Annotated in this window: 19 protein-coding genes and 1 pseudogene; 7 read left to right on the top strand and 13 right to left on the bottom strand. The window is 70.7% G+C overall.

Annotated features, from left to right (window positions below; all coding sequences use genetic code 11):
• Positions 1 to 3: 3 nt before the first annotated feature.
• From ACFVXE_RS00990 to ACFVXE_RS01020, 7 genes are all read right to left on the bottom strand, one after another.
• On the bottom strand, positions 4 to 243 hold the full coding sequence (locus ACFVXE_RS00990) for a lipopolysaccharide assembly protein LapA domain-containing protein (protein WP_389667887.1): 240 nt from the start codon (positions 241 to 243) through the stop codon (positions 4 to 6).
• A gap of 113 nt (positions 244 to 356) precedes the next feature.
• Complete coding sequence (locus ACFVXE_RS00995; protein WP_389667888.1) at positions 357 to 2,147, bottom strand: CocE/NonD family hydrolase; 1,791 nt, start codon at positions 2,145 to 2,147, stop codon at positions 357 to 359.
• A gap of 142 nt (positions 2,148 to 2,289) precedes the next feature.
• Positions 2,290 to 3,240 carry an LD-carboxypeptidase gene (locus ACFVXE_RS01000; protein ID WP_389667890.1) on the bottom strand — a complete coding sequence of 317 codons (951 nt, stop codon included), beginning with the start codon at positions 3,238 to 3,240 and terminating at the stop codon, positions 2,290 to 2,292.
• On the bottom strand, positions 3,237 to 5,225 hold the full coding sequence (locus tag ACFVXE_RS01005) for a prolyl oligopeptidase family serine peptidase (RefSeq protein ID WP_389667891.1): 1,989 nt from the start codon (positions 5,223 to 5,225) through the stop codon (positions 3,237 to 3,239). Before ACFVXE_RS01005 ends, ACFVXE_RS01000 begins: the two co-directional genes overlap by 4 nt.
• Positions 5,226 to 5,246: 21 nt before the next feature.
• A complete protein-coding gene (locus tag ACFVXE_RS01010) occupies positions 5,247 to 6,590 on the bottom strand; it encodes a M20/M25/M40 family metallo-hydrolase (RefSeq protein WP_389667893.1) in 1,344 nt (447 codons plus the stop codon).
• The gene (locus tag ACFVXE_RS01015) at positions 6,583 to 7,416 is read right to left on the bottom strand and encodes a M55 family metallopeptidase (protein ID WP_389667894.1); all 834 of its coding nucleotides are present in this window, start codon (positions 7,414 to 7,416) and stop codon (positions 6,583 to 6,585) included. The genes ACFVXE_RS01010 and ACFVXE_RS01015 overlap by 8 nt, the downstream gene beginning before the upstream one ends.
• A gap of 464 nt (positions 7,417 to 7,880) precedes the next feature.
• Entirely contained in the window at positions 7,881 to 8,978 is a 1,098-nt protein-coding gene (locus ACFVXE_RS01020; protein ID WP_389667896.1) for a LuxR C-terminal-related transcriptional regulator, read from the bottom strand.
• Between the two features lie 854 nt (positions 8,979 to 9,832).
• Here ACFVXE_RS01020 and ACFVXE_RS01025 point away from each other — a divergent pair.
• Complete coding sequence (locus tag ACFVXE_RS01025) at positions 9,833 to 12,079, top strand: M4 family metallopeptidase (protein WP_389667897.1); 2,247 nt, start codon at positions 9,833 to 9,835, stop codon at positions 12,077 to 12,079.
• Between the two features lie 185 nt (positions 12,080 to 12,264).
• Here the strand turns inward: ACFVXE_RS01025 and ACFVXE_RS01030 are convergent, their stop codons facing one another.
• On the bottom strand, positions 12,265 to 13,257 hold the full coding sequence (locus ACFVXE_RS01030; protein WP_389667899.1) for an aldo/keto reductase: 993 nt from the start codon (positions 13,255 to 13,257) through the stop codon (positions 12,265 to 12,267).
• Positions 13,258 to 13,374: 117 nt separating this feature from the next.
• On the opposite strand from ACFVXE_RS01030, the gene ACFVXE_RS01035 reads away from it, so the two are divergent.
• A complete protein-coding gene (locus ACFVXE_RS01035) occupies positions 13,375 to 14,289 on the top strand; it encodes a LysR family transcriptional regulator (protein ID WP_389667901.1) in 915 nt (304 codons plus the stop codon).
• 31 nt (positions 14,290 to 14,320) lie between these two features.
• Here ACFVXE_RS01035 and ACFVXE_RS01040 read toward each other — a convergent pair whose 3' ends face one another.
• Positions 14,321 to 15,370: a chitinase gene (locus ACFVXE_RS01040; protein WP_389667903.1), complete on the bottom strand. Its 1,050-nt coding sequence runs from the start codon at positions 15,368 to 15,370 to the stop codon at positions 14,321 to 14,323.
• 411 nt (positions 15,371 to 15,781) lie between these two features.
• Here ACFVXE_RS01040 and ACFVXE_RS01045 point away from each other — a divergent pair, with 411 nt between their 5' ends.
• Genes ACFVXE_RS01045 through ACFVXE_RS01055 form a run of 3 tightly spaced genes read left to right on the top strand, consistent with a single transcriptional unit; the run spans position 15,782 to position 19,517 of the window.
• On the top strand, positions 15,782 to 16,087 hold the full coding sequence (locus tag ACFVXE_RS01045) for a hypothetical protein (protein ID WP_389667905.1): 306 nt from the start codon (positions 15,782 to 15,784) through the stop codon (positions 16,085 to 16,087).
• Positions 16,084 to 18,411: a bifunctional polysaccharide deacetylase/glycosyltransferase family 2 protein gene (locus tag ACFVXE_RS01050; RefSeq protein WP_389667907.1), complete on the top strand. Its 2,328-nt coding sequence runs from the start codon at positions 16,084 to 16,086 to the stop codon at positions 18,409 to 18,411. The genes ACFVXE_RS01045 and ACFVXE_RS01050 overlap by 4 nt, the downstream gene beginning before the upstream one ends.
• Positions 18,411 to 19,517 (top strand): acyltransferase, encoded by a 1,107-nt coding sequence (locus ACFVXE_RS01055; protein WP_389667908.1) that lies wholly within the window; start codon positions 18,411 to 18,413, stop codon positions 19,515 to 19,517. Before ACFVXE_RS01050 ends, ACFVXE_RS01055 begins: the two co-directional genes overlap by 1 nt.
• A gap of 8 nt (positions 19,518 to 19,525) precedes the next feature.
• Here ACFVXE_RS01055 and ACFVXE_RS01060 read toward each other — a convergent pair.
• The 4 genes and pseudogenes from ACFVXE_RS01060 to ACFVXE_RS01075 all read right to left on the bottom strand — a co-directional run.
• A pseudogene (locus ACFVXE_RS01060) lies at positions 19,526 to 19,894 on the bottom strand (SAM-dependent methyltransferase); the annotation flags it as partial.
• A gap of 120 nt (positions 19,895 to 20,014) precedes the next feature.
• Positions 20,015 to 20,452: an ATP-binding protein gene (locus tag ACFVXE_RS01065; RefSeq protein ID WP_389667910.1), complete on the bottom strand. Its 438-nt coding sequence runs from the start codon at positions 20,450 to 20,452 to the stop codon at positions 20,015 to 20,017.
• A gap of 62 nt (positions 20,453 to 20,514) precedes the next feature.
• Entirely contained in the window at positions 20,515 to 23,001 is a 2,487-nt protein-coding gene (locus tag ACFVXE_RS01070) for an MFS transporter (RefSeq protein WP_389667912.1), read from the bottom strand.
• Between the two features lie 187 nt (positions 23,002 to 23,188).
• Positions 23,189 to 23,632, bottom strand: coding sequence for an SRPBCC family protein (locus ACFVXE_RS01075; protein WP_389667914.1), 444 nt, complete (start codon positions 23,630 to 23,632; stop codon positions 23,189 to 23,191).
• A gap of 150 nt (positions 23,633 to 23,782) precedes the next feature.
• Here ACFVXE_RS01075 and ACFVXE_RS01080 point away from each other — a divergent pair, with 150 nt between their 5' ends.
• Both ACFVXE_RS01080 and ACFVXE_RS01085 read left to right on the top strand, forming a co-directional pair.
• Positions 23,783 to 24,832, top strand: a complete 1,050-nt coding sequence (locus ACFVXE_RS01080) for an Rv2578c family radical SAM protein (protein WP_389667916.1) — start codon at positions 23,783 to 23,785, stop codon at positions 24,830 to 24,832.
• Positions 24,833 to 24,961: 129 nt separating this feature from the next.
• Positions 24,962 to 26,557 (top strand): alpha/beta hydrolase, encoded by a 1,596-nt coding sequence (locus tag ACFVXE_RS01085; protein ID WP_389667918.1) that lies wholly within the window; start codon positions 24,962 to 24,964, stop codon positions 26,555 to 26,557.
• Positions 26,558 to 26,573 lie beyond the last annotated feature (16 nt).

Raw genomic sequence — 26,573 nt, forward strand, 5'->3', positions numbered from 1 at the left:
GGCTCACTTGGGACGGCGGCGGAAGAGATAGCCGCCGCACACCATCCCGGCCGCGAACATCACGAGCAGCACCACGTAGAGGGGCAGCGTCACCAGCGGGATCAGCAACCGGATGGTGACGTCGCCGGTGTTCTCGGCGATGAAGACGACCGACAGGACCGCGATGACGATGACGACGACGCGGGACAGGGTGAAAGGGCCGCCGCTGCCCCTGCCGCTGCTCGACACATCCTTCGGGCTCATGGCCGGGCCCCTTCCTGGTCCTGGTACGCAACCGCCCCCCGACTCCAGGATGCCTCCGTCCCACGCCCGGCGGGCGGTGGCGTGCGGCCGCACGGGTGACGGTCCGGCTCCGTTCACCCCACCACGGGCAGCTGCAGCACGCCGGTGTCCTCAGGGCTGCTGACGACCGTGACCGGCTTGATGCCACGGTTGCCGAGGTAGGCGCTGTCGCTGCCCGCGATCACGAACCGGAGCCGGTGTCCCGCCTCGTACCGGTGCACGATGCCCGGCAGCTGCACGGTGAACGGCCGGGTGACGTCGGGCACCCGCACCGGCGAGACCAGTCGGTTCACCAGTGTCTTCGAGCCGTCCGGCGCCACGTCGTACACCTTGGCGAACAGCACCAGCTTGTCGGCGGCGTCCCCACTGTTCTGTACCCGCTCCGTCCTCGGCGAGACCACCTTCAGAGTGGCCTTCGGTGCTCCGACGACGTCGACGGCAGAGTCCAGCGGGGCGCTGGTCCAGCCGAGGTAGGTGCCTTCGGTGTCGTACGGCTTCGGGTCCGGCAGTCCGATGATGCCGGCGAGCGAGCTCTCCGAGTGGCTGGTCGCCACCGGTCCGTTGGCGTACCGGCGGCTGCCGCGGATGACCTCGGCGCGGGTGTCGACGAGTCCGCCGTCACCGGAGAGGTAGAGCTTCCGGGAGAGCGCGGGCACGGTGGCCGCCGTTCCGTAGCCGCTCCGCCAGTCGCGGTAGTAGGCGAACTCGGGCCCGGTGTCGGTGTTCTTGTGCTGTCGCAGGTAGTGGTCGAACCAGGCGAGGACACGCTGCCCGACGTAGCTGGTCTCCAGATTGCCCTGGCTCAGGTCGAGTTCACCGGCCACCTGACCACCGCTGTGCCCCCAGGACTGCCAGATCATCTTGGCCGTGACGCCCTGCGCCTTGAGCGTCCGGTACGTGGCGGTGGCCTCGTTCAGGTTGAACAGGCTGTCGGTCTGGCCCTGCACCAGCAGGGTGGGCGCCTCGACCTTGTCGAGGTAGGAGACGGGCGAGACGCTGCGCGCGTAGTCGAGCATCGCGTCGGCCTTGCCGGCCGGGTACCGGCCGGAGTTGAGCAACCGGATCGTGTCGCAGGCCCTGGTGGCGAAGTGCAGACAGGTGAGATTGCCGAACCGCGACGGGTCGAGTGCGGGGTTAAGGACGGGCTGCCCCTCCCCCATCAGGTAGAAGCCGTTGGTCCACTGCCACTTGAAGACACCGGGGGTGTCCGACGAGACGCCCGTGGACGTGGCCGTGTTGTTGGGGGCCAGCGCGTACGACAGGTCGTTCCAGGTGATCAGGGGAACGAGCGCGTCGACGCGCCGGTCGACGGCGGCCGTGGCCATCTGGATGGCGCCGCCGTACGAGCCACCGATCATGCCGACGCGCGGGTCGCCCTTGCCGTCCCTGGTGACGAAGTCGGCCTCGGTCCCGTCGTCGGCCGCCCGGATCCCGGCGAGGAAGTCGATGAGGCCGGTGGCGGCGCGTCCGTCGATCGCCGGGTCGTCGAGAGTGATCAGGCAGCCGGACCGGCCGAAGCCGAGGCCGGAGTAGACGAGGCCGACATAGCCGCGGGAGGCGAAGGCCTTGCCGATGACGTCGGTCGAGCCGTCCGACTTGCTTCCGCCGAAGCCGTTGGTGGCGAGGACGGCGGGGGCGGTGTGGTGTGCGTCGACCCCGACAGGGCGGTAGAGGTCGGCGTCGACGGTGCAGGAGCGGTCACCCGCACGGACGGTGAACTTCAGCGCGGTGACGGTGTATTCGGATCCCGCGGAGGAGGAGGCGGCGTGCGCCGGGCCGGCGACCGCCAGGGGCACGGCGAGCGCCGCCCCGGCCGCGTGGGCGAAGGCCTTCCGGTACCGGGACCTGCGAGCAGCACGTGACACGAAGAGACCTCCACATCGAGGGCGCCCCTACCGGCCGGTAAGCACTGGGGCGCGCTCATGCTGTGACACGCGTCATACGGGTGTCAACGCTCGGAACGGCGTTTCCTGAAGGATGTTCAACTTCTTCGCAGTCGTGGTGCGTTCAGATCAGCGCGGGCACCTCGAGCGTGAGCGTGCCGGGGCCGCCCTCCGGCGCGTCCAGCACCGCGGGCACCCCGAGCGGAATCGTCAGCGCCGTAGGGCCGTGGCCGAAGCCCAGTTCCTCGACGACGGGCACGCCCAGCCCGCCGAGCCGGTCGGCGAGGACCGCCCGCACTTCCGCGTACGGTTCGCAGCCCCGCCAGGAACCGCAGGCGACCCCGGAGATCCCGGAGAGCGCCCCGGCCCGCAGCAGTTGGGTGAAGATCCGGTCGAGCCGGTACGGAGCCTCCGCCGCGTCCTCGATCATCAGCAGCCCGCCGTGGGCGGAGGTTCTGGCGTGCGGGGTGCCGATGTCGGCGGCGAGCAGGCTCACGCAGCCGCCGTACGTGATGCCGCGGGCCCGCCCCGGTACCAGCGGCCGCGCCCCGGGCAGGCCCAGGGTCCGGACCGACTCCGGCTCGAACAAGGTGGCCCGCAACGACTCCTGGCTCTCCGGATCCTCGCGGAAGGCCTCCGTCGCGACCATCGGACCGTGCAGCGTCGCGAGCCCCATGAGCCGCGCGAACGCCTCGTGCAGCACGGTGATGTCGCTGTAGCCGATGAACGCCTTGGGCCCGGCGGCGCGCATCGCCGCCCAGTCGACCAGGTCGACCATGCGGTGCGCACCGTACCCGCCGCGGGCACAGATCACGGCGTCGACCGACGGATCGCACCAGGCCCGCTCGAGATCGCGGGCTCGCACCCCGTCCGCGCCGGCGAGATAGCGCAGTTCCGGATGCCCGTCGCGGACATGGGGCATCACCACGGGTTCCAGACCCCAGCCGCGCAGCACGTCGAGCCCGGCTTCCAGACGGTCACCCGGGACCGGTCCACTGGGGAACACGACGGCGATCCTGGCCCCGGGCCGCAGACGGGCGGCGCGGGTCAGGGGCTCCAGGCGTTCCCGGGTCACTTCTTCAGCTCCAGCCGCGGTACGTCGGACCGGTCGATGTCGAATGTCTGCAGGTAGAGGGAGAGTTCGGCCTCCAAGGCGGCGATCATGGTGTCGGCGCGCCGGAATCCATGGCTCTCCCCCTCGAAGGCGAGATAGGCGTGCGGGATGCCGCGCCCTTCGAGAGCGGCCAGGAACCGCTCGCACTGGACCGGCGGGCAGATCACGTCGTCCAGCCCCTGGAGCAGCACGAACGGAACGGTCAGCCGGTCGGAGCGGTTGATCGGCGACCGTGCGCGGTAGCGTTCCGGGACCTCGGCGAGCGGGCCGACCAGGGACTCCAGATACTGCGACTCGAAGTCATGGGTCTCGTCGGTGCCCCAGCCGGTCAGGTCGAGGATCGGGTAGCTGACGGTGCCGCAGGCGTACACGTCGGTGCCGGTCAGCGAGGCGGCCGTGGTCCAGCCGCCGGCGCTGCCGCCGCGGATGGCGAGCCGCTCCCGGTCGGCCGTGCCCTCGGCGGCCAACGCCAGGGCGACGGCGGCGCAGTCCTCCACGTCGACGACGCCCCACTCCTCCCGCAGCCGGTTGCGGTAGGCCCTGCCGTAGCCGGTGGAACCTCCGTAGTTGACCTCGGCGACGCCGATGCCGCGCGAGGTGAAGTACGCGATCTCCAGGTCGAGGACGAGCGCGGCATGTCCGGTGGGACCACCGTGCGCCCACACCACGTAGGGCGGCAGCTCATCGTCGGGCAGGACGCGGTCGGGGCTGCGGGGCGGATAGATGTGGGCGTGGATCTCACGGCCGTCGGGTCCGGTGAAGACGCGGTCCCGGGGGGCGGGGTAGTACGCGGGGTCGACCTCGTCGCGGTGGTGTGCGCCGATGATCCGGGTGCGGCCCGTGGCGGTGTCGAGCTCCACCACCTCGTACGCGCTGTGCGGGCTCGCGGCGACGCCGACGACCCGGCTGCCGTGCACGGCGAGCGTCTCGGCCCATTCGGTCCAGGGTCCGGCGATGTCGGCCAGCTCACCGGTCTCCGGGTCGAGGATGCCGAGGGTGGTGGTGCCTTTTCCGTGGATGGTGGCGATCAGGCCGTTCTCCAGCGGCCGGAACCAGCTGAGTCCGACCCGCCACATCGGACCGGCGAACTCCTCCTCCCGCGGGCAGAGCGCCACCGTGCCCCGGTGCGGATCGGCGCGGTACAGGTTCCACCAGCCGCTGCGGTCGCTGACGAACAGCACCTGCCCGTCGGTGGTCCATTCGACCTGCGGCACCGATTCCTCCGGTCCGCCGGCCAGACGCCGGGCGTTGTGGAACGTGCCGTCGTCGGCGAGGTCACCGAGCATCACCTCGGTCCCGTCCCACGGCATCCGCGGGTGGTCCCAGGCGATCCACGCCACCTGTCGTCCGTCGGGCGCGAGCTTCGGCCCGGTGACGAAGCGGTGCCGCCCGTCGGAGAGTTCACGCACCGCGCCGCGGTCGGCGGCGGCCGATCCGTCCAGCGGGACCGCGGCGATCACCCGGCGCACATCGGTCGGCGCCTCGCCGGTGAACTCCTCCAGGACGCACCACACTTCGCCCTGATCGCCCCGGTCGAGACGCAGCTGCGGATCGGCCCAGCGCAGCCCGCCGCCGACCGCCGACACCGGGGTGAGCGGCCACGGTTCGTCGCTGCCGTCCGGTGCGTAGGCGTACAGCCGCTGATCGGCGAAGTTCACGAAGACGACCAGCGGTCCGTCGTCGGCGCGGTCGGCCCCCGCCCAGGGCCGGCCGCCGTACTCGATGACACGGCTGCGTACGTTCCACGGAACGGGCAGCACGGACTCGGTGGTCCCGTCCGCGCGCCGGCGCACCAGGGCGCGGCGGCCCGCCTCGGTGGGGCGCGGTTCCGTCCACCACACCTCGTCGCCGACCGAGCCGACGAATTCCGGGCGGCCGTCGTGCGAGGCGGCCAGCCGTGCGTCGATCGGTGACGGCCAGGTTCCGTAGGCCGATGCGGACATCATGGTGCATTCCCCCCGTGCGGGTCAGGCCGTGCGCAGATAGTGGTCGAGCACCCGGACGCCGAAGTGGAGCGCCTCGACGGGCACGCGTTCGTCGACGCCGTGGAAGAGCGCCTGGTAGTCGAAACCGACCGGGAGCTTCAGCGGTGAGAAGCCGTAGCCGGTGATGCCGAGCCGGGAGAACTGCTTGGCGTCGGTGCCGCCCGACATGCAGTACGGCACGACATGGCCGTCCGGGTCGAAGCGCTCGATGGCGGCCCGCAGTTTCGCGAAGGTCGGTGAGTCGACCGGCGCCTGCAGGGCGAGCTCGCGGTGGTGGAACTCCCAGTCGACGCCGGGGCCGGTGAGCCGGTCCAGGGTGGCGCGGAACTCGTCCTCGCCGCCGGGCACCGTCCGGCCGTCGATGTACGCGCTCGCGTGGCCGGGGACCACGTTGACCTTGTATCCGGCGTCCAGCATCGTCGGGTTGGAGCTGTTCCGGACGGTCGGCTCCACCAGCGCGGCGGCCGGTCCGAGCTTTCCGAGGAGTTCGTCCACATCGAAGCCGGGGGCGTCGAGTTCGGCACGGACGCCCTGCAGCGCGGCGATCTCGGCGAGTGCGGCCCGTACGGTCGGGGTGAGCCGCACCGGCCATTCGTGCGCACCGATCCTGGCGACGGCCGCGGCGAGCGCGGTGACCGCGTTCGCCCTGTTGACCTTGGAGCCGTGCCCGGCCTTGCCGTGCGCGGTGAGCTTCAGCCATCCGGTCCCGCGCTCGCCCGCACCGATGGGGTAGAGCGGCATCTCCGGTCCGGCGTGGAAGGTGAAGGCGCCGGACTCGCTGATGCCCTCCGTGCACCCTTCGAAGAGTTCGGGGTGCCGGCCGGCCAGGAAGTCGGAGCCGTCGACGGCGCTGGCCTCCTCGTCGGCGGTGTAGGCGATCACGATGTCCCGGCGGGGCCGGACGCCGGCCCGCGCCCAGGCGCGGACGACGGCCAGGACCATCGCGTCCATGTTCTTCATGTCGATGGCGCCGCGGCCCCAGACCACACCGTCCCGGACTTCCCCGGAGAACGGGTGCACGGTCCAGTCGTCCGCCTCGGCGGGCACGACGTCGAGATGTCCGTGTACCAGGAGCGCGTCGGCGGTCGGGTCGGTGCCCTCGATCCTGGCGACCACATTGGTGCGGCCCGGGGTGCGTTCCAGCAGCGCGGGTTCCAGTCCGGCGGCTGCCAGCCGCTCGGCGACGTACTCGGCGGCCGGGCGTTCCCGGCAGTCGCCGCCACCCCGGTTGGTCGTGTCGATCCGGATCAGTTCGGAGGTGAACGTCACCGCCTCGTCGAGGGCCAGGTCGTCGACGGAATCCGTGGGGGTGGTCGCGTCAGCCATACTGTTCCTCCACCGCGGACGACACGATCGTCGTCACCGCCTTGAACGTGCGGATGCCTTCGTACATCGTCGCGCTCGTGTAGGCGACGCGCCGCTCGCCACTGGGTGCCACACCGGGGACGACGGTGGCCGCCGCGGCCAGGTGCTCGGCGTCGAACTCCAGCTCCACGGTGAACGGCCCGCCCTCGACCGGCGTGTACCGCCCGGCCAGGGCGGTCGCTTCCTTGGCCGCCGCACGGATGTCGGCGGCGGTACGGGTCGGAGTCCGGCACACCGCGGCGTACCGCGACACGTAGTCCTTCACCGCGACCTTGCGGGAGTCGGGTGCGTAGCCGTCGGCGTCCACGCAGGTCAGGTCGTCACCGGTGACGAGGACGACGGGCACGCCGTACTCGGCGGCGACGTGCGCGTTGAGCAGCCCCTCGCTGGCACGGACCCCGTTGACCCAGACGCCGGTGATGGAGTTGGCCAGGTAGGTGTGGGCGAGCACGCCCTCGGTGCCGGCGCCCGTGTGATAGCCGATGAACGCGATCGCGTCGACGTCGCCGTGCTGGATGCCCTCCACCATGCTGAGGGACTTGTGCCGCCCCGTGAGCATCTGGACCCGCTCGTCGAGCCGTTCCAGCAGGAGATTGCGCATGGACCAGTGGGCCTCGTTGACGAGCACCTCATCGGCACCCCCGTCGTAGAAGCCGAGGGCCGCCGCGTTCACATCGGAGGTGAACATCGAGCGGCAGCGCTCCCACTGCGGGGTTCCGGGCAGCACATCGGCCGGCCAGGTCACGCCCGTGGCGCCTTCCATGTCGGCGCTGATAAGAATCTTCACTGTGAACGGGGTCCCATCGCAGGTCGGAGGCGGTGCGCCTCGATGGTGACATCAGTGGGATGACATCGTCCGCAGAAGCACAGGGCAGGTTCCCGATCCTTGCCCCTTCCGGGGCGAGGATCTTCATTCCACATCACGGTACGCGTCGACGAACGCCCAGGCCAGAGCTGTTGGTACCTCCAGAGGTCCAGTCCGCTGGAGGCCGACCGGTGAGCAAGGAAGTGCGCGCGGTGGGGAGGCGGGGGCGTCCTGACGGCACCGCTGCCCGACACCTCGAGCCGGTTCGCTCCGCGGCTCCGGGCGGATGCCGCCGAGCCCCAGGACGTCATGAGCGCGGGTCACGGCGACGCCGAGCTTCGCCCTGGTCAAGGCCCTCGCCCACGCACTCTCATGCCTCGGCGCCAGGCCCGGCCGTACGGATGCCCCCGGCGTGTCGCGCCGAACACGCCGGGACCTCGGGCCGGTCACCCGGCCGTTCGTTCGGCGGGGGCCGCCACCACCACGCCCGGGGCGTCCCCGAGCCAGCCTCGTTCACGTGCCAGCAGCGCGATCTGGAAGCGGGTCCGCACGCCGAGAAGTTCGGCGGTCTCGCTGATGTGCTTCTGGATCGTCCGTCGGCTCAGCCCCAGGACCCGGGCGATCGCGTCGTCCGTCAGCCCCGCGCACATCAGCGAGAGGATGTCGCGCATCCGCCCCGGAGGCCGGCCGTCCGGTTCCGTCGCAGTGATCGGCGGCCGGCCGGGGCCGCTGTCCAGCGACACCGGGGTCGCCCGTTCCCAGACGCTTTCGAAGAGCGCGGTGAGCACTTCGAGAAGCGTGGCCGAGTGCACGATGAGCGAACCCGCAGACGGGTCCTCCTGCCGCAGCGGGATGATGCCGGCCGTCACGTCGAACACCACCAGTTTCATCGGGAGCCCGGCCAGCAGCCGCAGTTCCCCGCCCCGGGCTGTGCCGCTCAGGGCGGTACGCAGCGAAACGGTGTCGGTCATCCCGTCGGTGTCGTACACCGACCGGAACCGCACTCCGTCGGGCACGAGCACCTCCGGAGCCGACGCGTCCGGAACCGCTGCCGGGTCGGTCGGCACCGAGGCGCTGTCGAGCCGCGCGGACCCGGTGACGTACGGAGGTTTGGCGAGGTGGAGCACCTCGTGCCGGCTGGACGCGAGCAGCTGCGCGTAGCGCACCGCGACCCGCTCGGGGCTCTCCACCACCTCGAACAGGTCGGAGGTGACCCGACGGTGCGACGCCGAGCGGTATGCCTCGTGCAACCGCTCCATGTACAACTCCGCCCGTGCCAGTTCCTGCCGCCTCTGGGCCAGCAGCGATCCGAGGGTGGAGCGGGGCGGGCCCGCGCTCCAGCGCGTGGGACGGTCACAGACGCGGACGACCAGGCGTTCGTTCTCCAGTGCCTGCAAGGCGCGTTCGGCCGCCGCCAGGGTGACCCCGAGCGCTTCGGCAACCGCCTCGCTGCTCAACTCCGGCTGCGTGACCAGGCGCTCGAGCACCCGGCCGGCCAAGGGGCCCAGACCGGTACCGGCCCACGGCAAATCCGACGACTCCACCACTGCTGCCCCTTTCGGCGTGCCGGCGAGGCCGATCGTACGCGGCGGAGTCGGCCGAAGTGATCATGTGCTCACCACATGCCTGTACGGCCGGGGCGGACCCGTTCCGTGCCTGCCTGCTCCTGTTCACATCTGCGCAGTTGCGCGGTCCCGCAGGCCGGACCTCCTTGCCCGGCGGATCACGCCTCGGACAAGGTGATCACGAGCCGCCGACGCGACGGTGCGTCGAAACCTGTTCGGTCAATCAGGACCCAGTCGAGACCTGCCGGCACGTTGGAGACACCCATGCCACAGCTCAACCCCGCCCCGCTACGCGGGAGACGGACCTCCGGCTCGTCGCTGTGCTCGACGCCGCCGCCCTCTCTGCGGCGCTGACGACGGCCCGGAGGGCCGCCCCCGACTTCGATCGTCCGACCTTTCGCCGGAGCAAGTGAGTTGGCGCAGCAGCGCCACAAGGACCGATGTATGCGCCGCATCGCCGAGCGGTCGCACGCCGCCATGTCCGGCAGCAGGAGGGCCGACGACGCCGGCGAGGTCCTGGGGCAGCCCGCCGCTTCAGCCGACAGCCGGCGGCGGCCCTCTCCTTCGCGGCCCTCGCAGAGAGCAGTCACAGGCCGTCCCGACCATCGCCGGGGCGACCGCGTCGGCCCACACCAGCGTCACATCGCACGCCTTCACGCCGGAGGCACTCCCGGCCTCCGGTTCCCCACCCCCGCCGGCCGTCACCACACGTCCGGACAGAAGGAGTTACAGCAGTGCCGATCAACTTCCCCACCAGCAGGGCCGCGTGTCGTCACGAACCCCGTCGCGGAGTCTCCCGGTACGGCCGCGTCGCGGCAATTTCGGCTGTCGCCATGGCCGCGCTCGTCGTCTCGGTCCTCCCGGCCTCGGGCACCGCCTCCGCCCCGGTCGGCACGGACCGAGCACCACGGCGGACAGCGGCGGAACCCAGACCCGGCGCCAAGGCCGTGGAGCTGTCCCCCGCTCAGCGGAAGAAGCTCCTCGAGGCCGCGAACGACGCACGTGCCGCCACCGCGCGTTCGCTGAAACTGGGCGATCGGGAGGAGCTGATACCCAAGGATGTCGTCAAGGACGCCGACGGCACCGTGCACACCCGCTACGAGCGCACCTACGCCGGCCTGCCCGTCATCGGCGGGGACCTGGTGGTCCATGAGCAGGGCGCGTCCCGTACCGTCACCAAGGCCTCGGACGCGAAGGTGTCGGTGCCGACGACCAGGGCCGCTGTCACGGCCGCGACGGCGAAGAAGTCCGCCCTCGCCGCCGCGAAGACCGAGAAGACCGAGGACGCGGCCCCGGACGGCTCGCCGAAGCTGGTCGTCTGGCTCGGGGACGGAAAGCCCGTGCTCGCCTGGCGGTCCCTCGTCAGCGGCGTCCAGGAGGACAGCACCCCGAGCAGCCTGAGCGTGGTGACCGACGCCACGACCGGCAAGCGGCTCCAGAGCGTCGAGCAGATCCGCACCGGCACCGGCCACAGCCAGTACAGCGGCGAGGTGCGGCTCGGCACCGCGCCCAACGGAAGCCTCTACGAGCTGACCGATCCCGAGCGCGGCGGCCACAAGACGTACGACCTGACCGACATCGGCGGCAACGGCGTCCTCGTCACGGACGACGACGACGTCTGGGGCGACGGAACCACTGCCGACCGCCAGACCGCAGCCGTGGACGCCGCCTTCGGCCAGCGGCAGACCTGGGACTTCTACCGCGACCGGTTCGGCCGCAACGGCATCGCCGACAACGGTGTCGGGGCCTTCTCCCGGGTCCACTACGGCAACGGATACGCCAACGCCTTCTGGGACGACGGCTGTTTCTGCATGACCTACGGCGACGGCCTGAACAACACCATGCCGCTCACCGAACTCGACATTGCCGCCCACGAGATGACTCACGGTGTCACCTACGCCACCGCGAACCTGACGTACTCCGGTGAGTCCGGTGGCCTGAACGAGGCCACCAGCGACATCATGGGCACCTCCGTGGAATTCTTCACCGCCAACCCCACCGACGTACCCGACTACACCATCGGCGAACTCGCCGACGTCCGCGGCACCGGCAAGCCGCTGCGCTACATGGACCAGCCCTCCAAGGACGCCTCCGTCAAGGGCACCTCCCAGGACTACTGGACCCCCGAAACCAGGAAGCTCGATCCGCACCTCAGCTCCGGCGTGGCCAACCACTTCTTCTACCTGCTCGCCGAGGGCAGCGGGAAGAAGACCATCAACGGCGTCGCCTACGACAGCCCCACGTTCGACGGCCTGCCGGTCGTCGGTCTCGGGCAGCGCGACGCGACCGCCGTCTGGTACCGGGCGCTGACGCTCTACATGACCAGTAGCACCGACTACGCGGGCGCCCGCGTCGCCACCCTCCAGGCCGCCGCCGACCTGTTCGGCCGGACCAGCGACGCATACGAAACCGTCGGCGACGCCTGGGCGGCCGTCAACGTCGGCCCGCGCTACGTGAACCACATCGCCGTGGTCGCGCCCTCCACGCGGAAGTCGGCCGTCGGCCTGCCGACCAGCCGGCAGATCGAGGCGACGAGCTCCCGGCCGGGCCGCCTGACGTACTCCACGCACGGGCTGCCCAAGGGCCTGTCCATCAACGCCGCAACGGGACTGATCACCGGCACTCCGAGGAAGGCCGGCGACTTCAAGGCGGCCGTCACCATCAAGAACTCCCCGAAGGTCAAGCGCACGGTGCGATTCGTATGGACCGTGCTGGCCTCCGGCGGTGACTTCTTCGTCGATCCGGACCGATTCGACATCCCCAACTGGGGAACCATCGAGTCACCGATCGTCGTCAGCGGCCGCAAGGGCCACGCCCCCAGCGACCTCAAGGTCACGGTCGACCTCTACCACCCGTGGGTCGGTGGTCAGGTGATCAGCCTCGTCAGCGAGGACGGCACGGAGATCCCGGTCAAGGACTGGTACTGGGACACCGGCGAGGGCGAGCTGCACACCACCTACACGGTCGACGCGTCGGCGGTCCCCGCCAACGGCACCTGGAAGCTGCGGGTGGTGGACAACACCCCCGGCATCTTCAGCGTCGACCCCGGCTACCTCGACAGCTGGAGCCTCACCTTCTGACCCTTCTTCACCACCGCGCCACCCGCACCCGCCGCGCCCGGTCAACCGGGCGCGGCGGTTCGTATACCTCCCTGCCGACGGCCGGTCGCAAGGCAGGGGTGAGGGGCTTCCCGAGCGCGTCCCGGGTCGACGGACCCGGGGACGACTGGTCCTACGGCGGGTCGTCGAGCGCCGGTCCAGGCCCTTCAGGAGGCCTTCAGAACTTCCTCGATGCGGACCAGTTCCTCGTCACTGAACTCCAGGTTGCGCACGGTCTCGACGCTGTTCTCCAACTGGGCGACGCTGCTCGCCCCGACCACGGCGGACGTCACCCGGCCGCCGCGCAGCACCCAGGCGAGAGCCATCTGCGCCAGGGACTGCCCGCGCTCCGAGGCGACCGCGTCCAGTGCGCTCAGCCGGGCGACCAGTTCGGGGGTGACCGACTCGGCGGACAGGAAGGGACTGCTGCCCGCCGCGCGCGAACCCGCCGGAATGCCCTTCAGGTAGCGGTCCGAGAGGATGCCCTGCTCCAGGGGCGAGTAGGCGATGGAGCCGACGCCCAGTTCGTCCAGCGCCGTGAGCAGTCCGTCCTCGGGGCGGCGGTCCAGCATCGAGTAGCGCGGCTGGTGGATCAGCAGCGGGGTGCCGAGCTCCTTGAGGATGCGGGCCGCCTCCCGGGTCTGCTCCGGCGAGTAGTTGGAGAGGCCCACGTAGAGCGCCTTGCCCTGGCGTACCGCCGAGTCCAGTGCGCCCATCGTCTCCTCGAGCGGGGTGTCCGGGTCGGGGCGGTGGGAGTAGAAGATGTCGACGTAGTCGAGTCCGAGCCGGGTCAGGCTCCGGTCGAGCGAGGAGAGCACGGACTTCCGGGATCCCCACTCCCCGTACGGCCCGTCCCACATCAGGTAGCCGGCCTTGGTGGAGACGACGATCTCGTCCCGGAGCCGGGCGAAGTCCGTGCTCAGCGCGCGGCCCATCGCGGTCTCGGCGGCGCCGGGCGGCGGGCCGTAGTTGTTCGCGAGGTCGAAGTGCGTGATGCCGAGGTCGAACGCCCTGCGCAGGATCTGCCCCTGGCTGTCCGCGGTCCGGTCACTCCCGAAGTTGTGCCAGAGGCCGAGCGAGAGCGCGGGAAGCCGCAGACCGCTGCGTCCGGTGCGCCGGTACGGCATGTCCTGGTAGCGGTCGGGCGACGGGATGTACATGCGGGGCTCCAGAGGCGAAGAGGTGCGCGGGACGTGCGCGGTGTCCAGACTCCCCGACAACGATCCAGCAGTCCAACAGAAGATTCAGGTTGGATTTATCGTCTATGTTTCTCAATCATGGAGTTGCGCCAGCTGGAACATTTCATCGCCGTCGCCGAGGAGCGGCACTTCACCCGTGCCGCCGAGCGCGTCGCCGTGTCGCAGTCCGGACTGTCGGCCTCGATCCGCTCCCTGGAGCAGGAGCTGAGGACGCCGCTCTTCAGCCGGACCACCCGCACGGTCCGGCTGACCGAGGCGGGGCGCGCCCTGCTGGTGGAGGCGGAGCGCACCCTGGCGGGCGCGCGGGCGGCACGGGACGCCGTCGACGCGGTGCGCGGACTGCTGCGCGGCACTCTGACGGTCGGGGCCGAGCAGTGCGTGGCCGGCGTCCAGGTGCCGCGACTGCTCGCCGCTTTCCACCGGACACACCCGCAGATGGAGATCCGGCTCCGCCAGGAAGGCACATCGAGCCTGGTGGACGGGGTCGCGGGCGGCCGCCTCGATGTCGCGTTCGCGGCGGCGGTGAGTGCCGGGGAGTGGCGTGGCGAACTCATGCCGCTGGCGCGTGAACGCATGGTCGTGCTGTGCGCTCCCGGTCATCGGTTCGCGCAGGCCGCGGGCCGGGTGGCCTGGGCTGAGCTGCCGGGTGAGTCCTTCATCGACTTCCATCCGGACTGGGGGCCGCGCCGGGCCGCGGACGAGGCGTTCGCCACCGCGCGGGTGCGCCGCACGGTGGGGCTGGAGGTGACCGATGTGCACAGCCTGCTGGACCTGGTGCAGGAAGGGCTGGGGATCGCGGTGGTGCCACACCACTTCTCGCGGAAGCCGGAGGCCCGCGGGCTGGTCCCGGTGGAGCTGGACGGTCCGGAACAGCCGTACTACGAAAGCGTCGTACTGCTTCCGGCGGCGGGAGCGACGAGCCCCGGCGCCCGGTCGCTGATGGCGTTGCTCCGCGGTGACGCGCACGGTGACGCCGATCACCGCACGCGGTGATGCGCACGGTGACGCCTGGCACCGAGCGCGGTCATCCGCCCAGCGCGGCCGCGAACGCTCCCGGCTTCTGCTCGACCCCGCTGCAGGTGTCGCTCGCCGTCGAGGTGGGCTCGCCGGCGCACTGCCGGTCGCGGAAGGTCGCCCAGAGGGAGAGCTCTCCGACGCCGGTCCGCCGGGCGAAGTCGCGGAGCGACGCGGCGTCGGAGAGCGTGAACGTCTCGCCGGCCGTGTCGTTGACGCCGAGCATCACCGTGATGTGCAGCGCTCGCCAGGCGCCGGCGTCCGTCAGCCCGAGCACGTCGGTGAGCTGGTCATGGGTGGCTTCGGCCGCCTCGCGCGCGTAGTCACCCATGTCGCCGTCGTGGGATGCGCCGTAGCTCATGGCCATGATGTTCACCGCCGAGATGTCGACCTTCTGATCACGCGCGTCGCGCAGCAGGGCCGTACCGGTGGACTCAAGACCGTCCGGCATCACGGGCAGGGTGTACGTGACATCGAGCTGCCGTCGCTTCTGCAGGATCCGCAGCGCCTTGTCGCGGAGCGTGATGGACGCCCGGTCGGTGAGTGTGTCGCCCTCGATGTCGAAGTCGGCCTTGGTGGCACCGACGGCGTCGAGCGCCCGGGCGTAGGCGTCGGCCAGTTCCTCCGCGCTGCCGCAGGCGAGCGCCAGCTCCGTTCCCGCGGCGCCGCCGAACGAGACGCGGACGTCCGCACCGGTCGAGGTGAGCCGGGAGACCCGCGACGCCACCGACGCACTGGTGACCGCGGCGGAGCCGCCCCAGAGCGGAGCACAGCTGTCGCCGTCGGCGACGACGAAGGCGAGGTTGTACGTGTCGGGGGAACCGGCGGAGTCGGTGGCGGCCGCGGTCGTGGCGCTGACATACGGGGCGTAGCCGGTCGCGGCGGCCGCGGCCGAGGAACCGCCCGTGCGGGAGGCGGAACCGCCTGTCTGCTTCGCCGCCGCGCCCGTCGTACAGGCCGAGCAGGCAAGACCGAGCGCGACGAGTCCGGCGACGACTGAGGCCACCCGCTTCGCGCGACCGGCCGCGCCACCCGGAGAGCGCTTCGGTGAAATACGCATAAAGTTTGCACCTGCTCTCATGAGAACTGTCCCAAAACAGTAACGATGAAAAACGAAACGCCAAAAACCTCTCACACTTCGACACGCGTCCGAACCGGGAAGAATTTCACCGGAGAAGGCGCCGAAGCCCTCCGCGCATTCTCCATCCTCCTTGCCGTGCAAGGGAAATGACCGAGCGGAAGCCGGATAGGAGGGAGCCCGCAGGACACCGGCGCTCTCAGGTCGCCCACAGGATTCCCGTACTCTCACAGCATTCGGCCAGAAATGCCCCAGACTTCGCACATAGCAGTTCGTCAGCATGTGCAAATGCATTCCGACACCGCCTTCGAGAAAGATCAGCCCCGACCTGATCGCCGCAGACACGCCGGTACCCCGAGGTCCCGGGCCGGGTCGCAGGAAGGCCCCGTCTTCGTGGACAGCTCCGGGCGCCGGGCCCGGCTGCTCCGGCGGGCGGGCATCGCCCTGGGTCTCGGCTGTGCCGGTTACGTCGCCGTGCTGGGCCTCGCCTTCATGGGCGGCATATCCATGTCGCCCTCGGAGCTGATCCCGTTCGGCGGCGCCCCCTCCGCCCAGGGCGGTCCCGGCGCGGAGACACCGCCGGACGGTGCGGTCGCGCCGCCGAGCGGTCCTCCGGCCGGCGCGGCGGCCGCGACGGCCCTCTCGACCATTCCGGCTTCCGCCGGGTCCGTGTCGGCCACCACCGGAGCGGGCCGATGAAGACGGAACGGGCGAACGGCCCGGTCACGGATCAGCTGCCGGACCGCGGCAGCCACCCGGCCACGACGTCTTCCCCCACACCGCCGAAGCGGCGGCATGCCACGCCGGGCAGGCTCGGACGCGTCCGCCGCCGGGCGGTCCCCGGGCCGCGGGTGGTCATCGCCCTCCTGCTCCTGCTCGGCCTCGTCTCCGTGATGCTGCTCGACGGCTATCTGCGGGCCGAGGTCGGGAACGACCAGCGGGTCCGCTCCGACGCGAGCGCGAGCAAGGTGCCGCAGAGCGTCCTCGACGGCGGGCCCTTCCTCAGCTTCGAGGGCGGCACGGCACGGACCGGGTCCGTGCCGGACAAGACGATCGTGCTCACCTTCGACGACGGTCCGGACCCCGAGTGGACGCAGAAGGTGCTCGACATCCTCGACGACAACGATGTGCCGGGCACGTTCTTCCTGGTCGGCTCGATGGTGTCGCGCTACCCGGACCTGGTGCGCCGGATGGTCGACGACGGCGACGAGGTGGGCGTCCACACCTTCACCCACGTCGATCTCTCCTACCGGAGCGCGGCCCGCGTCACACGGGAGATCGCGCAGACACAGCTCGCGCTCGCGGGCGCCGCCGGCATCACGACGACGCTCTTCCGCGCCCCGTACTCGTCGACGAACGACGCGATCGACAACTACAGCTGGCCCGTCTACAAGAAACTCGGGGCGATGGGCTACACCAGCGTCTTCATCGACAAGGACAGCGAGGACTGGCAGCAGCCCGGCGTGTCCGAAATCATCGAGGGGGCCACGCCGAAGAGCGGCAAGGGCGCTTCGGTGCTCTTCCACGACGCGGGCGGCAACCGTGCGCAGACCCTCGAAGCGCTACCGCGGTACATAAAGAAGATGAAGGCGCGGGGCTACACCTTCACGACGGTCAGCGGCGCCCAGCAGCAGGCACAGGGCCAGGTGCGACAGGATGCGCGGGCCGGTTCGCCGGACGCCGGGAGCGCACCGGCCGACGCCCGGCAGAGCAACCCCGAGCAGGCCGCGCACCGCACCGCGGACACGGCGACACTCTGGGAGGGCCGCGCCCTCCTCGGTGCGGTCGCCGTCGCCGAGTGGACCGTCCCCGGTCTGGCCTCGGTGCTGGCGGTCGTGGGGGTCGCCGTGCTGGCCAGGTTCGCGATGATGCTCGTCCTCGCGCGGCGCCACCACCGGCGACGCAACAGACGCCGGTTCGCCTGGGGGCCCCCGGTCACCGAGCCGGTCAGCGTGATCGTTCCCGCGTACAACGAGAAGGAGTGCATCGCCAACACCCTCAACTCCCTTGCCGCAAGCACTCATCCCATCGAGATCGTGGTCGTCGACGACGGATCGACCGACGGCACGGCCGAGATCGCGGAGTCGCTCGGGCTGGCGAACCTGCGGGTGGTGCGCCAGCCGAACGCCGGCAAGTCCGCGGCGCTCAACAACGGTGTACGGCACGCGCGTTACGACATCGTGGTGATGATGGACGGCGACACCGTCTTCGAACCCGATACCGTTCAGCGGCTCGTGCAGCCGTTCGGCGACCCGGAGGTCGGTGCGGTCGCAGGCAATGCCAAGGTCGGCAACCGCAACACCGTGATCGGCGCCTGGCAGCACATCGAGTACGTGATGGGCTTCAACCTCGACCGGCGGATGTACGACCTGCTGCGCTGCATGCCCACCATCCCGGGCGCGATCGGGGCGTTCCGCCGCGAAGCCGTCCTCGGGGTCGGCGGGATGAGTGAGGACACGCTCGCCGAGGACACCGACATCACGATCGCCCTGCACCGCGCCGGATGGCAGGTGGTCTACGCCGAGCACGCCCGCGCCTGGACCGAGGCGCCCGCCTCCCTGGGGCAGCTGTGGCGCCAGCGATACCGCTGGAGCTACGGCACGATGCAGGCACTCTGGAAGCACCGGAAATCGGTCACGGACCGGGGGCCGTCCGGCCGCTTCGGCCGGGTCGGGATGCCACTGGTGGTCCTCTTCCAGATCGTGACACCCCTCTTCGCGCCGCTCATCGACGTGTTCACGGTCTACGCGATGATCTTTGTGGACTTCAAGGCGTCACTGCTCGCCTGGCTGGCGGTGCTTCTCGTCCAACTGGTCTGTGCCGCCTACGCGTTCCGTCTCGACCGCGAGCGGTACCGGTATCTGCTGATGCTGCCGTTGCAGCAGATCGCCTACCGGCAGCTCATGTATCTGGTGCTGATCCACTCGTGCGTCACTGCCGCGACCGGCGGCAGGCTGCGCTGGCAGAAGCTGAAGCGCACCGGAGAGGTCGGCACACCGACACCCGGCACGGGGGTGCGCTGATGGGGGGCGCACACCGCCGGGGTGAACCACAGGCCGCGATCCGTACGGAGGAGGCCGTCGGCGAGCCCGTGGCAGCGGCTGCGCCGAGGAACGGCCGCGACCGCTACTTCGACGCGCTGCGCGCGTTCGCGCTGGTCCGCGTCATCACGTACCACACATTCGAGTGGCCCTGGCTGGGGCTGGTCTTCCCCTCCATGGGCGTGATGTTCGCACTCGCCGGATCGCTCATGGCGCGTTCGCTGGAGCGGCCCGCGCTGCGCGTCGTCCACAGCCGGCTGCGCAGACTCCTGATCCCCCTCTGGGTGTTCGCGCTGGTCCTCGGTACGGCGATGCTGCTGCACGGCTGGCTACCGGGCCCCGATGTCCTGTACTGGGTGCTGCCGGTCGGCGACCCGCCCGGCAACGCCTGGGGCGAGCAGGCCTGGGCGGTGCTCTGGTACCTGCGGACGTATCTGTGGTTCGTGCTGCTGTCGCCGGTGCTGCTGCGCGCTTTCCGCTGGGCACCGCTGCCCTTGCTCGCGCTGTCCCTGGTACCTGTCCTGGTCCTGGAGACCGTGGGTCGTGTGCCGGACGGGCGCCTCGGCAGCGCCGTCAGCGACCTGTCCGTCTTCCTGTTCTGCTGGCTGCTGGGATTCGCCCACCGCGACGGCGTCCTCGACCGGATGCGCCCGGCACTCGTCGTCACGGTGGCGCCGGTCCTCCTCACGGCGGGCGCCTGGTGGGCCTTCCGCCACCGGGTGGACGGTTCCTACGATCTCGACGACATCCCGCTCGCCCAGGCACTGTGGTCCGCGGGATTCGTCCTGCTGCTGCTCCGCTTCCGGCCCGGCTTCGCCGGGCTCGCCCGCCATCGCGTGGCCGACCGCGTCGTGAAGGTCTTCAATGCCCGCGCCGTGACGATCTATCTGTGGCATGAGGTCGCGCTGATGGCGAGCGTCCCGCTGATCGATCTGATGTGGAACGTTCCCGCGTTCGAACAAGATCTTCCGCTGGACAGCATGTGGTTCCAGTTCACGATCGCCTGGGTGCTGATCGCGGCAGCCGTGGCCCTATTCGGCTGGGTGGAGGACCTCGCGGCGAGACGGGGGCCGAAACTGCTGCCGTGATCCCCGGGTCAGCCGCCGGTGAGTACGAACCAGCGGGCGGGCAGGTCGATCCGGGTTCCGTCCGGCAGATGCTCGGTCTGGGCGAGCGCGGTGTCACCACTGGCGAGGGTCCTCAGCCCCGCCACCCGCAGCAGCTCCGGCACCTCCTCCTCCGTGGCGCCCGCCGGGCGGAGCCCGTGCTCGAAGACCCGCCGCAGCTTCTCGGGCGGGCCGCCCGGCGACTGGGCGGCCCGCTGGAGCACGGTCTTCGATGCCGGGGTCAGCTCGGTGACGAAGGCCCGGCCCCGATGCCCCACGAGTGTCGCCACCGCTGCGGCCACGGCGGGCCGGGCCTCCGGCTCACTCTGGTGGATCACCGCCCGCATGTAGACATGTGACACGTCCATAAGCGCTCCCCAGTCCGTTCACCGACAGCCAAATGCTCGGCTCCGGACTACCGCCCCGGCGCGCTTCGGGGCAAGGGCGCACGCATCATCCGCCGTACGGCGCACCTCTTTTCACCTGGTGTTCGAAGCGGGACGCGGAGAACGGGCGAGCACCCGTTCGAACCAAACGGTCCTGCCGTGTGCCGTGGCGCTCGTGCCCCACTCGCGGGCGAGGCCGCTCATCATCAGCCCCCGGCCGGACTCGTCCTGGTCACCGGCGCCGAGGAGCGCGGCGGGCGCCGGTTCGTCGTCGCTGACCTCACAGAGCAGGGCGCCGGTCCGCACCAGACGCAGCCCGGTCCGGCGACTGCGCCCGTGGTTCTCGGCGTTGGTGACGAGCTCGCCGACCATCAGCACGGCCGACTCCACCGCGTCCGGGAGTTCCCAGTCGAGCAGTTTGCCGCGCACCGGACGTCGGACGCGCGCCACTTCCCGTGCGTCCAGGGCGAATTGCCATTCGGCGACGTCGTCGTCCGGGATGCCGTTCAGCCGGGCCATCAGCAACGCCACGTCGTCCTTGCGGCCGCCCTCCGGATTCAGGGCCCGGATGATCGTGTCGCCCGGATGCGGCGTCAGTCCTCGTGTCCCAGCTGGAGGTCGCGTTCGGTGCGACCGCCGCCGGCCACCTGGAGCACGGTCGCCACCGGCGGATACCCGGCCGCGATCACGGTGTACTCACCGGTCGACAGATCCACGAAGCGGAACGCCCCGTCGAGGCCGGTGGTGAGCGTGTCGACGACATTGCCCGCCGCGTCGAGGAGCGTGACCCGGGCATCCTCGACGGGCCGCCCGCCGCTCGCCCGTACGACCCCGCGCAGCACCGCCCCGCCGGCCAGCTCGATGTCCTGCCGGGTCTCCCTGGCCGCCTGCACGCTGACCGGCAGCGCGGCGGGCCGGAAGGCGGGCGCACTGGCGGCGAGGGTGTACTCGCCTGCCACCAGCTCCGAGATCACATAACCGCCTTCGCGGCCGCTGCGGGTGGACGCGACGACCTCGCCGCGCACATCGGTGAGCGTGACGGCGGCGTCCCGCACCGGGATCCCGTCGGCTGTGACGACGGTCCCGGCCAGCCTGCCCGCCCCGCCGAGCACCACATCGAGCTCGACGGGCCGTTCGCCGACGGTGACGCTGACGGCCTGCGGCTGGTGGCCGCCGGCGGCCGCGATGAGAACGTACGAACCGGAGCCCGGTGCGCTGAGCGCGTACCGCCCGTCGTCACCGCTGGCGCCCCGGCCGACCTGCTGCCCCTGGACGTCGATCAGGGTGAGGGCGGCACGCGGCACCTTCGTGCCGTCGGGGTGCTGGACGTAGCCGCACACCGGGACGCCGGAGGCGTGGACGGGCGACGGGGGTACGGGGATGGTGCGGGCGCCGGGGATCGGGGACGGCTCGGCTGCGGCGGTTTCGGGGCTGTGGTGGGACACCAGCGGTTTCTCCTTGAGGAAGAAGGCGATGACGAGGCCGAGCGCGAGCACCGGCACGAGGTAGAGGAAGATCCGCGGCATGGCGTCGGCGTACGCCTGGATGTAGCTGTCACGGAGCGCGGGATCCATCGCGTGGACCAGCTGCGGGGTGATCGACTCGGGGTCGGGGAGATCCGCGCCGGACGGCAGACGGACAGCCAGGGCGTCCGCGAGGCGGCCCGCGAAGAGCGTCCCGAAGACGGCGGCCCCGACGCTGCCGCCGATCTGCCGGAAGTAGTTGTTCGCACTGGTGGCGGTGCCGAGGTCGGTGGGCGGCACGGAGTTCTGCACGGCCAGGACGAGGACCGGCATGATCAGGCCGATCCCGATGCCGAGCACCGCCTGCGCGACGCTGTATTCGAGGCGCGGGGTGTCGGTTTCGAGGCGGGAGAGCAGCCACATGCCGACGGCCGCGACGGCGCTGCCGAGGATCGGATAGGCGCGGTAGCGGCCGGTGCGGGAGATCAGCTGCCCGGAGACGACTGACGCGCCGACGATGCCGCCCATCATCGGGAGCATCAGCAGCCCGGATTCGGTGGCGGTGGCGCCGTCGACCATTTGCAAGTACGTCGGGAGATAGCTGGCGGCGCCGAACAGCGCGACACCGACGACCGCGCCGACGAGTGCGCTGACGTTGAAGATCGAGTCGCGGAACAGCCGGAGCGGGATGACCGGTTGGGCCGCGCGGTGCTCGACGGCCAGGAAGAGCAGTGTCGTTCCGGCGGCCCCGGCGGCCAGACCCAGGATGGTGCGCGAACCCCAGGCGTACTCCGTGCCGCCCCAGCTGGTCAGCAGGACCAGGCAGGTGGAGGCGGCGGCCAGCAGCAGCGCGCCGAGCACGTCGAGGCGTGGCCGGACCGTGGGCTTGGGGAGCTTCAGTACGACGGTGATGACGGCGAGGGTGACCAGACCGAACGGGACGTTGATGTAGAAGCACCAGCGCCAGGACGCGTGGTCGGTGAAGAAGCCGCCGAGCAGCGGCCCGGCGACGGAGGCGAGGCCGAAGGCGGCACCGATCAGTCCCATGAACCGGCCGCGTTCGCGGGGCGGAACGATGTCCGCGATGATCGCCTGGACCCCGATCATGAGTCCGCCGCCGCCGATGCCCTGGATGGCCCGGAAGGCGATCAGCTCGTCCATGGTGCGGGACCAGCCGGCGAGCGCGGAGCCGACGACGAAGACGACGATCGCGAACTGGAAGACGCCCTTGCGGCCGAAGAGATCGCCGAGCTTGCCGTAGATCGGCAGTCCGATGGTGGAGGCGAGGAGATAGGCGGTGACCGCCCAGGACATCTTCTCCAGGCCGTGCAGTTCACCGACGATCTTCGGCAGTGCGGTGGCGACGATCATCTGGTCGAGCGCCGCCAGCAGCAGGGTGAGCATCAGCCCGAGGAAGACGAGCCGGATCCGGCGGGGTCCGGCCTCCTGGTCGGCGGGGTCCGCAGCGCCGGGATCCGGTGACGGCGGGGGCGCGGTCCGCGTACCGTCCGGCGCGGTCGCCGCTCCGACACCTCCGGCGCCGGCCGGGACGGCCGCCGCCTCGATGCCACCGCCACCGTCCGGCTCGTCCTTCACCAGAGTGATTCCACCCGCCACGTGCCGCTCCCCTCGTCGCATCCGCGCCGCCCATTTCTCGCATTACGCGACAAGAGAGGCAAACACGACGGGGGGCGCTGACGGCGCACTCAGGGGGCTTATCCCCCGGTGGGAGCCACTACGGCGCACAACCGACCGGCCGGAAAAACCACCCGAACCGGTGAAGCCGGCCGGAGACGAGTGGGGGCTACTTCTCGACCTCGGTCGCGAGGTTCTGCAGCAGCTCGTCGTAGATGCGGCCAAGTCCCTTGGGCGCAAAGGTCTTCTCGAAGAACCCGCCGATGCCGCCGGCGCCGTTCCAGACGGTCGAGACGACCACCCTGGACCTGCCCTCACCGGCCGGGGTGACGGTCCAGGTGGTGACCATCGAGGAGTTGCGGTCCTTCTCCACGAGCCGGCCGTCGGTCGGCTCGGCGACCTCGAGCAGGCAGTCACGGACCCGCTTGCTGGTGGCCTGGAGCTTCCAGTGGACGAGGGTGCCCTCGCCGTCACCGCCCCCGCGCACCTCGTACTCGCTGAACTGGCCGGGCAGCACCTTGCCCCGGACCTCCTTGTAGTCGGCCAGCGCGTCGAACACCGTCTCCGCGTCCGCCGCGATGATCCGCTCTGTCGTGGCCTCGACCTGCGCCATGGCTGTTCCTCCACCACTCGGTTGTTCGGGGTGTGCTGAGCCAATCACCTCCGGCACAACGCTCAAAATCCGGGCCCGGGACGAACGGGAGAAAACGATCAAGGGAACAAGTGTTCTATTCTGTCGCCAGCGCTACCGAGGGAGGCGTCCATGCGCTGGGACAATCTGGCCGAGAACACCGGGGAGGCCGGGAGCGGCGCGCTCTTCGCCGCGGACGCGGTGACCACGCGCACCTTCGACACCCCCGAATTCCAAGGGATCACCTTCCACGAGATCCGGGCCCGGTCGATCGTGAACCGGGTGCCCGGCGCATCCCGGATGCCGTTCGAGTGGACCGTGAACCCGTACCGGGGCTGTACGCACGCCTGTGTCTACTGCTTCGCCCGGAAGACTCACAGCTATCTGGATCTCGACACCGGGCTCGACTTCGACTCGCAGATCGTCGTCAAGGTCAACGCACCGGAGCTGGTCCGCCGCGAGCTCGCATCCAGTCGCTGGCACGGCGCGCACATCGCGATGGGCACCAACGTCGACTGCTACCAGCGCGCAGAGGGCCGCTATCGGCTGATGCCCGGCATCATCGCCGCCCTGCGCGATCACGCGAACCCGTTCTCGATCCTCACCAAGGGCACGCTGATCCTGCGCGACCTGGAGCTGCTCCGGCAGGCGGCGGAGGTCGCCGAGGTCGGCATCTCCGTCTCGGTCGGCTTCGTCGACCTGGAGCTGTGGCGCACGGTGGAGCCCGGTACCCCGTCCCCCGAGCGGCGGCTCGACGTCGTCCGCACCCTGAGTGCGAACGGCATCGACTGCGGGGTGCTGATGGCGCCCGTCATCCCCTTCCTCGGCGACCGGCCGGACCAGCTGCGGGCCACGGTCGGCGCGATCGCCGCCGCCGGGGCCACATCGGTGACCCCGCTCGTCCTGCACCTGCGGCCCGGCGCCCGGGAGTGGTTCATGCGGTGGCTCGCCCGGCACCACCCCCGGCTGGTGGGGCGGTACGAGCAGCTGTACGCGGACGGGGCGTACGCACCCACCTGGTACCAGCGCGCCGTCACGCGCCGGGTGCACGAGCTGGCCGCCGAGTCCGGCATCGGGCCGGCGCACCGCGGCGAGTCCCGCCGGATCCGGGCGCCGCAGGAACGGTCCGGCCCGTGGCCGTCAATCGACGGCCCTGGAGACACCCAGCTGACTCTGCTCTGAGCCGCGCAACCCATCCCGGCAAATGGGTCAACTCTCACCACAACATGTCCTTCTGTGTCCGAATCCGGGGAGCATGCGGCGGGGGGCTGTGCCCTGCGCAGCCGCGTTCCCTCCACCACGGGAGGCCATATGACGAATCGTCCGGGAATTCTGTTCGCCGTCGGTGCGACGGTCGCAGGTCTGGTGACCGCGGCGCCGACCCCGGCGGCCGCGGGCACCGCCGCCGCACCGCCTGCCGCGCAGCTCCGCTGGACCGGCTGCGGCACCGAGAAGTATCCGAAGCTGCAGTGCTCGACTGTGGCCACACCACTCGACCATGACGACCCGTCGGGCCGGATGATCACGCTCGCCCTGACCCGTGTCCCGCACACCGCGAAGACCTCGCAGGGCCCGCTGTTCGTCAACCCCGGCGGCCCCGGCGGCAGCGGTCGGACGATGGCCGGCTTCGTGGCGGCCACGCTGCCGAAGGACGTGGCCTCGCAGTACGACGTGATCGGGTTCGACCCGCGTGGGGTCGGAAAGAGTTCGCCGGCGCTGAACTGCGTACCGAAGTACTTCAAGCCGCTGCGCCCCGACTCGGTGCCGCAGACCGTCGGGGAGGAGCAGGCCAATCGGGACCGGGCGCGCAACTTCGCCGAGGAGTGCGGCAGGAAGTACCCGGATCTGCTGCCGTACATGGACACCGTCAGCGCCGCCAAGGACCTCGATGTGATCCGACGGGCGCTCGGCACCCGGCAGATCAACTACTTCGGGTACTCGTACGGCACCTACCTGGGCGCGGTGTACGCCAAGCTGTTCCCGGAGCGGGTGCGGCGGCTGGTGCTCGACTCGAACGTGGACCCGGAAGGCATCTGGTACGACGACAACATCGGCCAGGACTACGCCTTCGACGCCCGCCAGAAGGCGTTCGCCGCGTGGGTCGCGCGGCACGACTCGACGTACCGGCTCGGCAGCGACCCGGCGAAGGTCGAAGCTGCCTGGTACCGGATGCGGGACGCGGTGAAGAAGCACCCCGCCGGCAAGAAGGTCGGCGCGAGCGAGCTGGAGGACACCTTCCTGCCGGGCGGGTACTACAACGGCTACTGGCCCTATCTGGCGGACGCGTTCGCCGCGTATGTGAACCATCAGGACGCGGACGCGCTCGTCACCGCGTACGACCGGTTCGGCGCCGTGGACACGGCGGGCGACAACGGCTACTCCGTCTACGCGGCCGTGCAGTGCCGCGACTCCCAGTGGCCGCGGGTCTGGAACACCTGGCGCAACGAGAGCTGGCGGGTGCACGCGAAGGCACCCTTCTTCGCCTGGAACAACGCCTGGTACAACGCACCCTGCGCGTACTGGCCGGTGGAACCGCTGAATCCGGTACGGGTCTCGAACGACGCGCTGCCGCCGGTCCTGCTCTTCCAGGCCACGGAGGACGCGGCCACCCCGTACGAGGGCGCGGTCACGCTGCACCGCAGTCTCGGCAGGTCCAGCCTGGTCGTCGAGCAGGGCGGAGGCAACCACGGTGTCACGCTGAGCGGGAACGCCTGTCTGGACGGGTACTTGAAGGACTACCTCGCCGAGGGCAAGGTCCCGCGCGGCAGCGGCGGCCGGGACGAGGCGGACGCGGTCTGCGCGAAGCTGCCCGACCCGCAGCCGCTGACGGCCGCGGCGGCGAAGCGGGCACGGTCGGCGGCGAGCAAGGGCGGCGTACTGCACGGGCTGATCGGCTTCCGGGGCTGACGAATCCAAGCCCTGG

It is taken from the genome of Streptomyces sp. NPDC058231 (assembly GCF_042882275.1).
Lineage (GTDB): Bacteria > Actinomycetota > Actinomycetes > Streptomycetales > Streptomycetaceae > Streptomyces.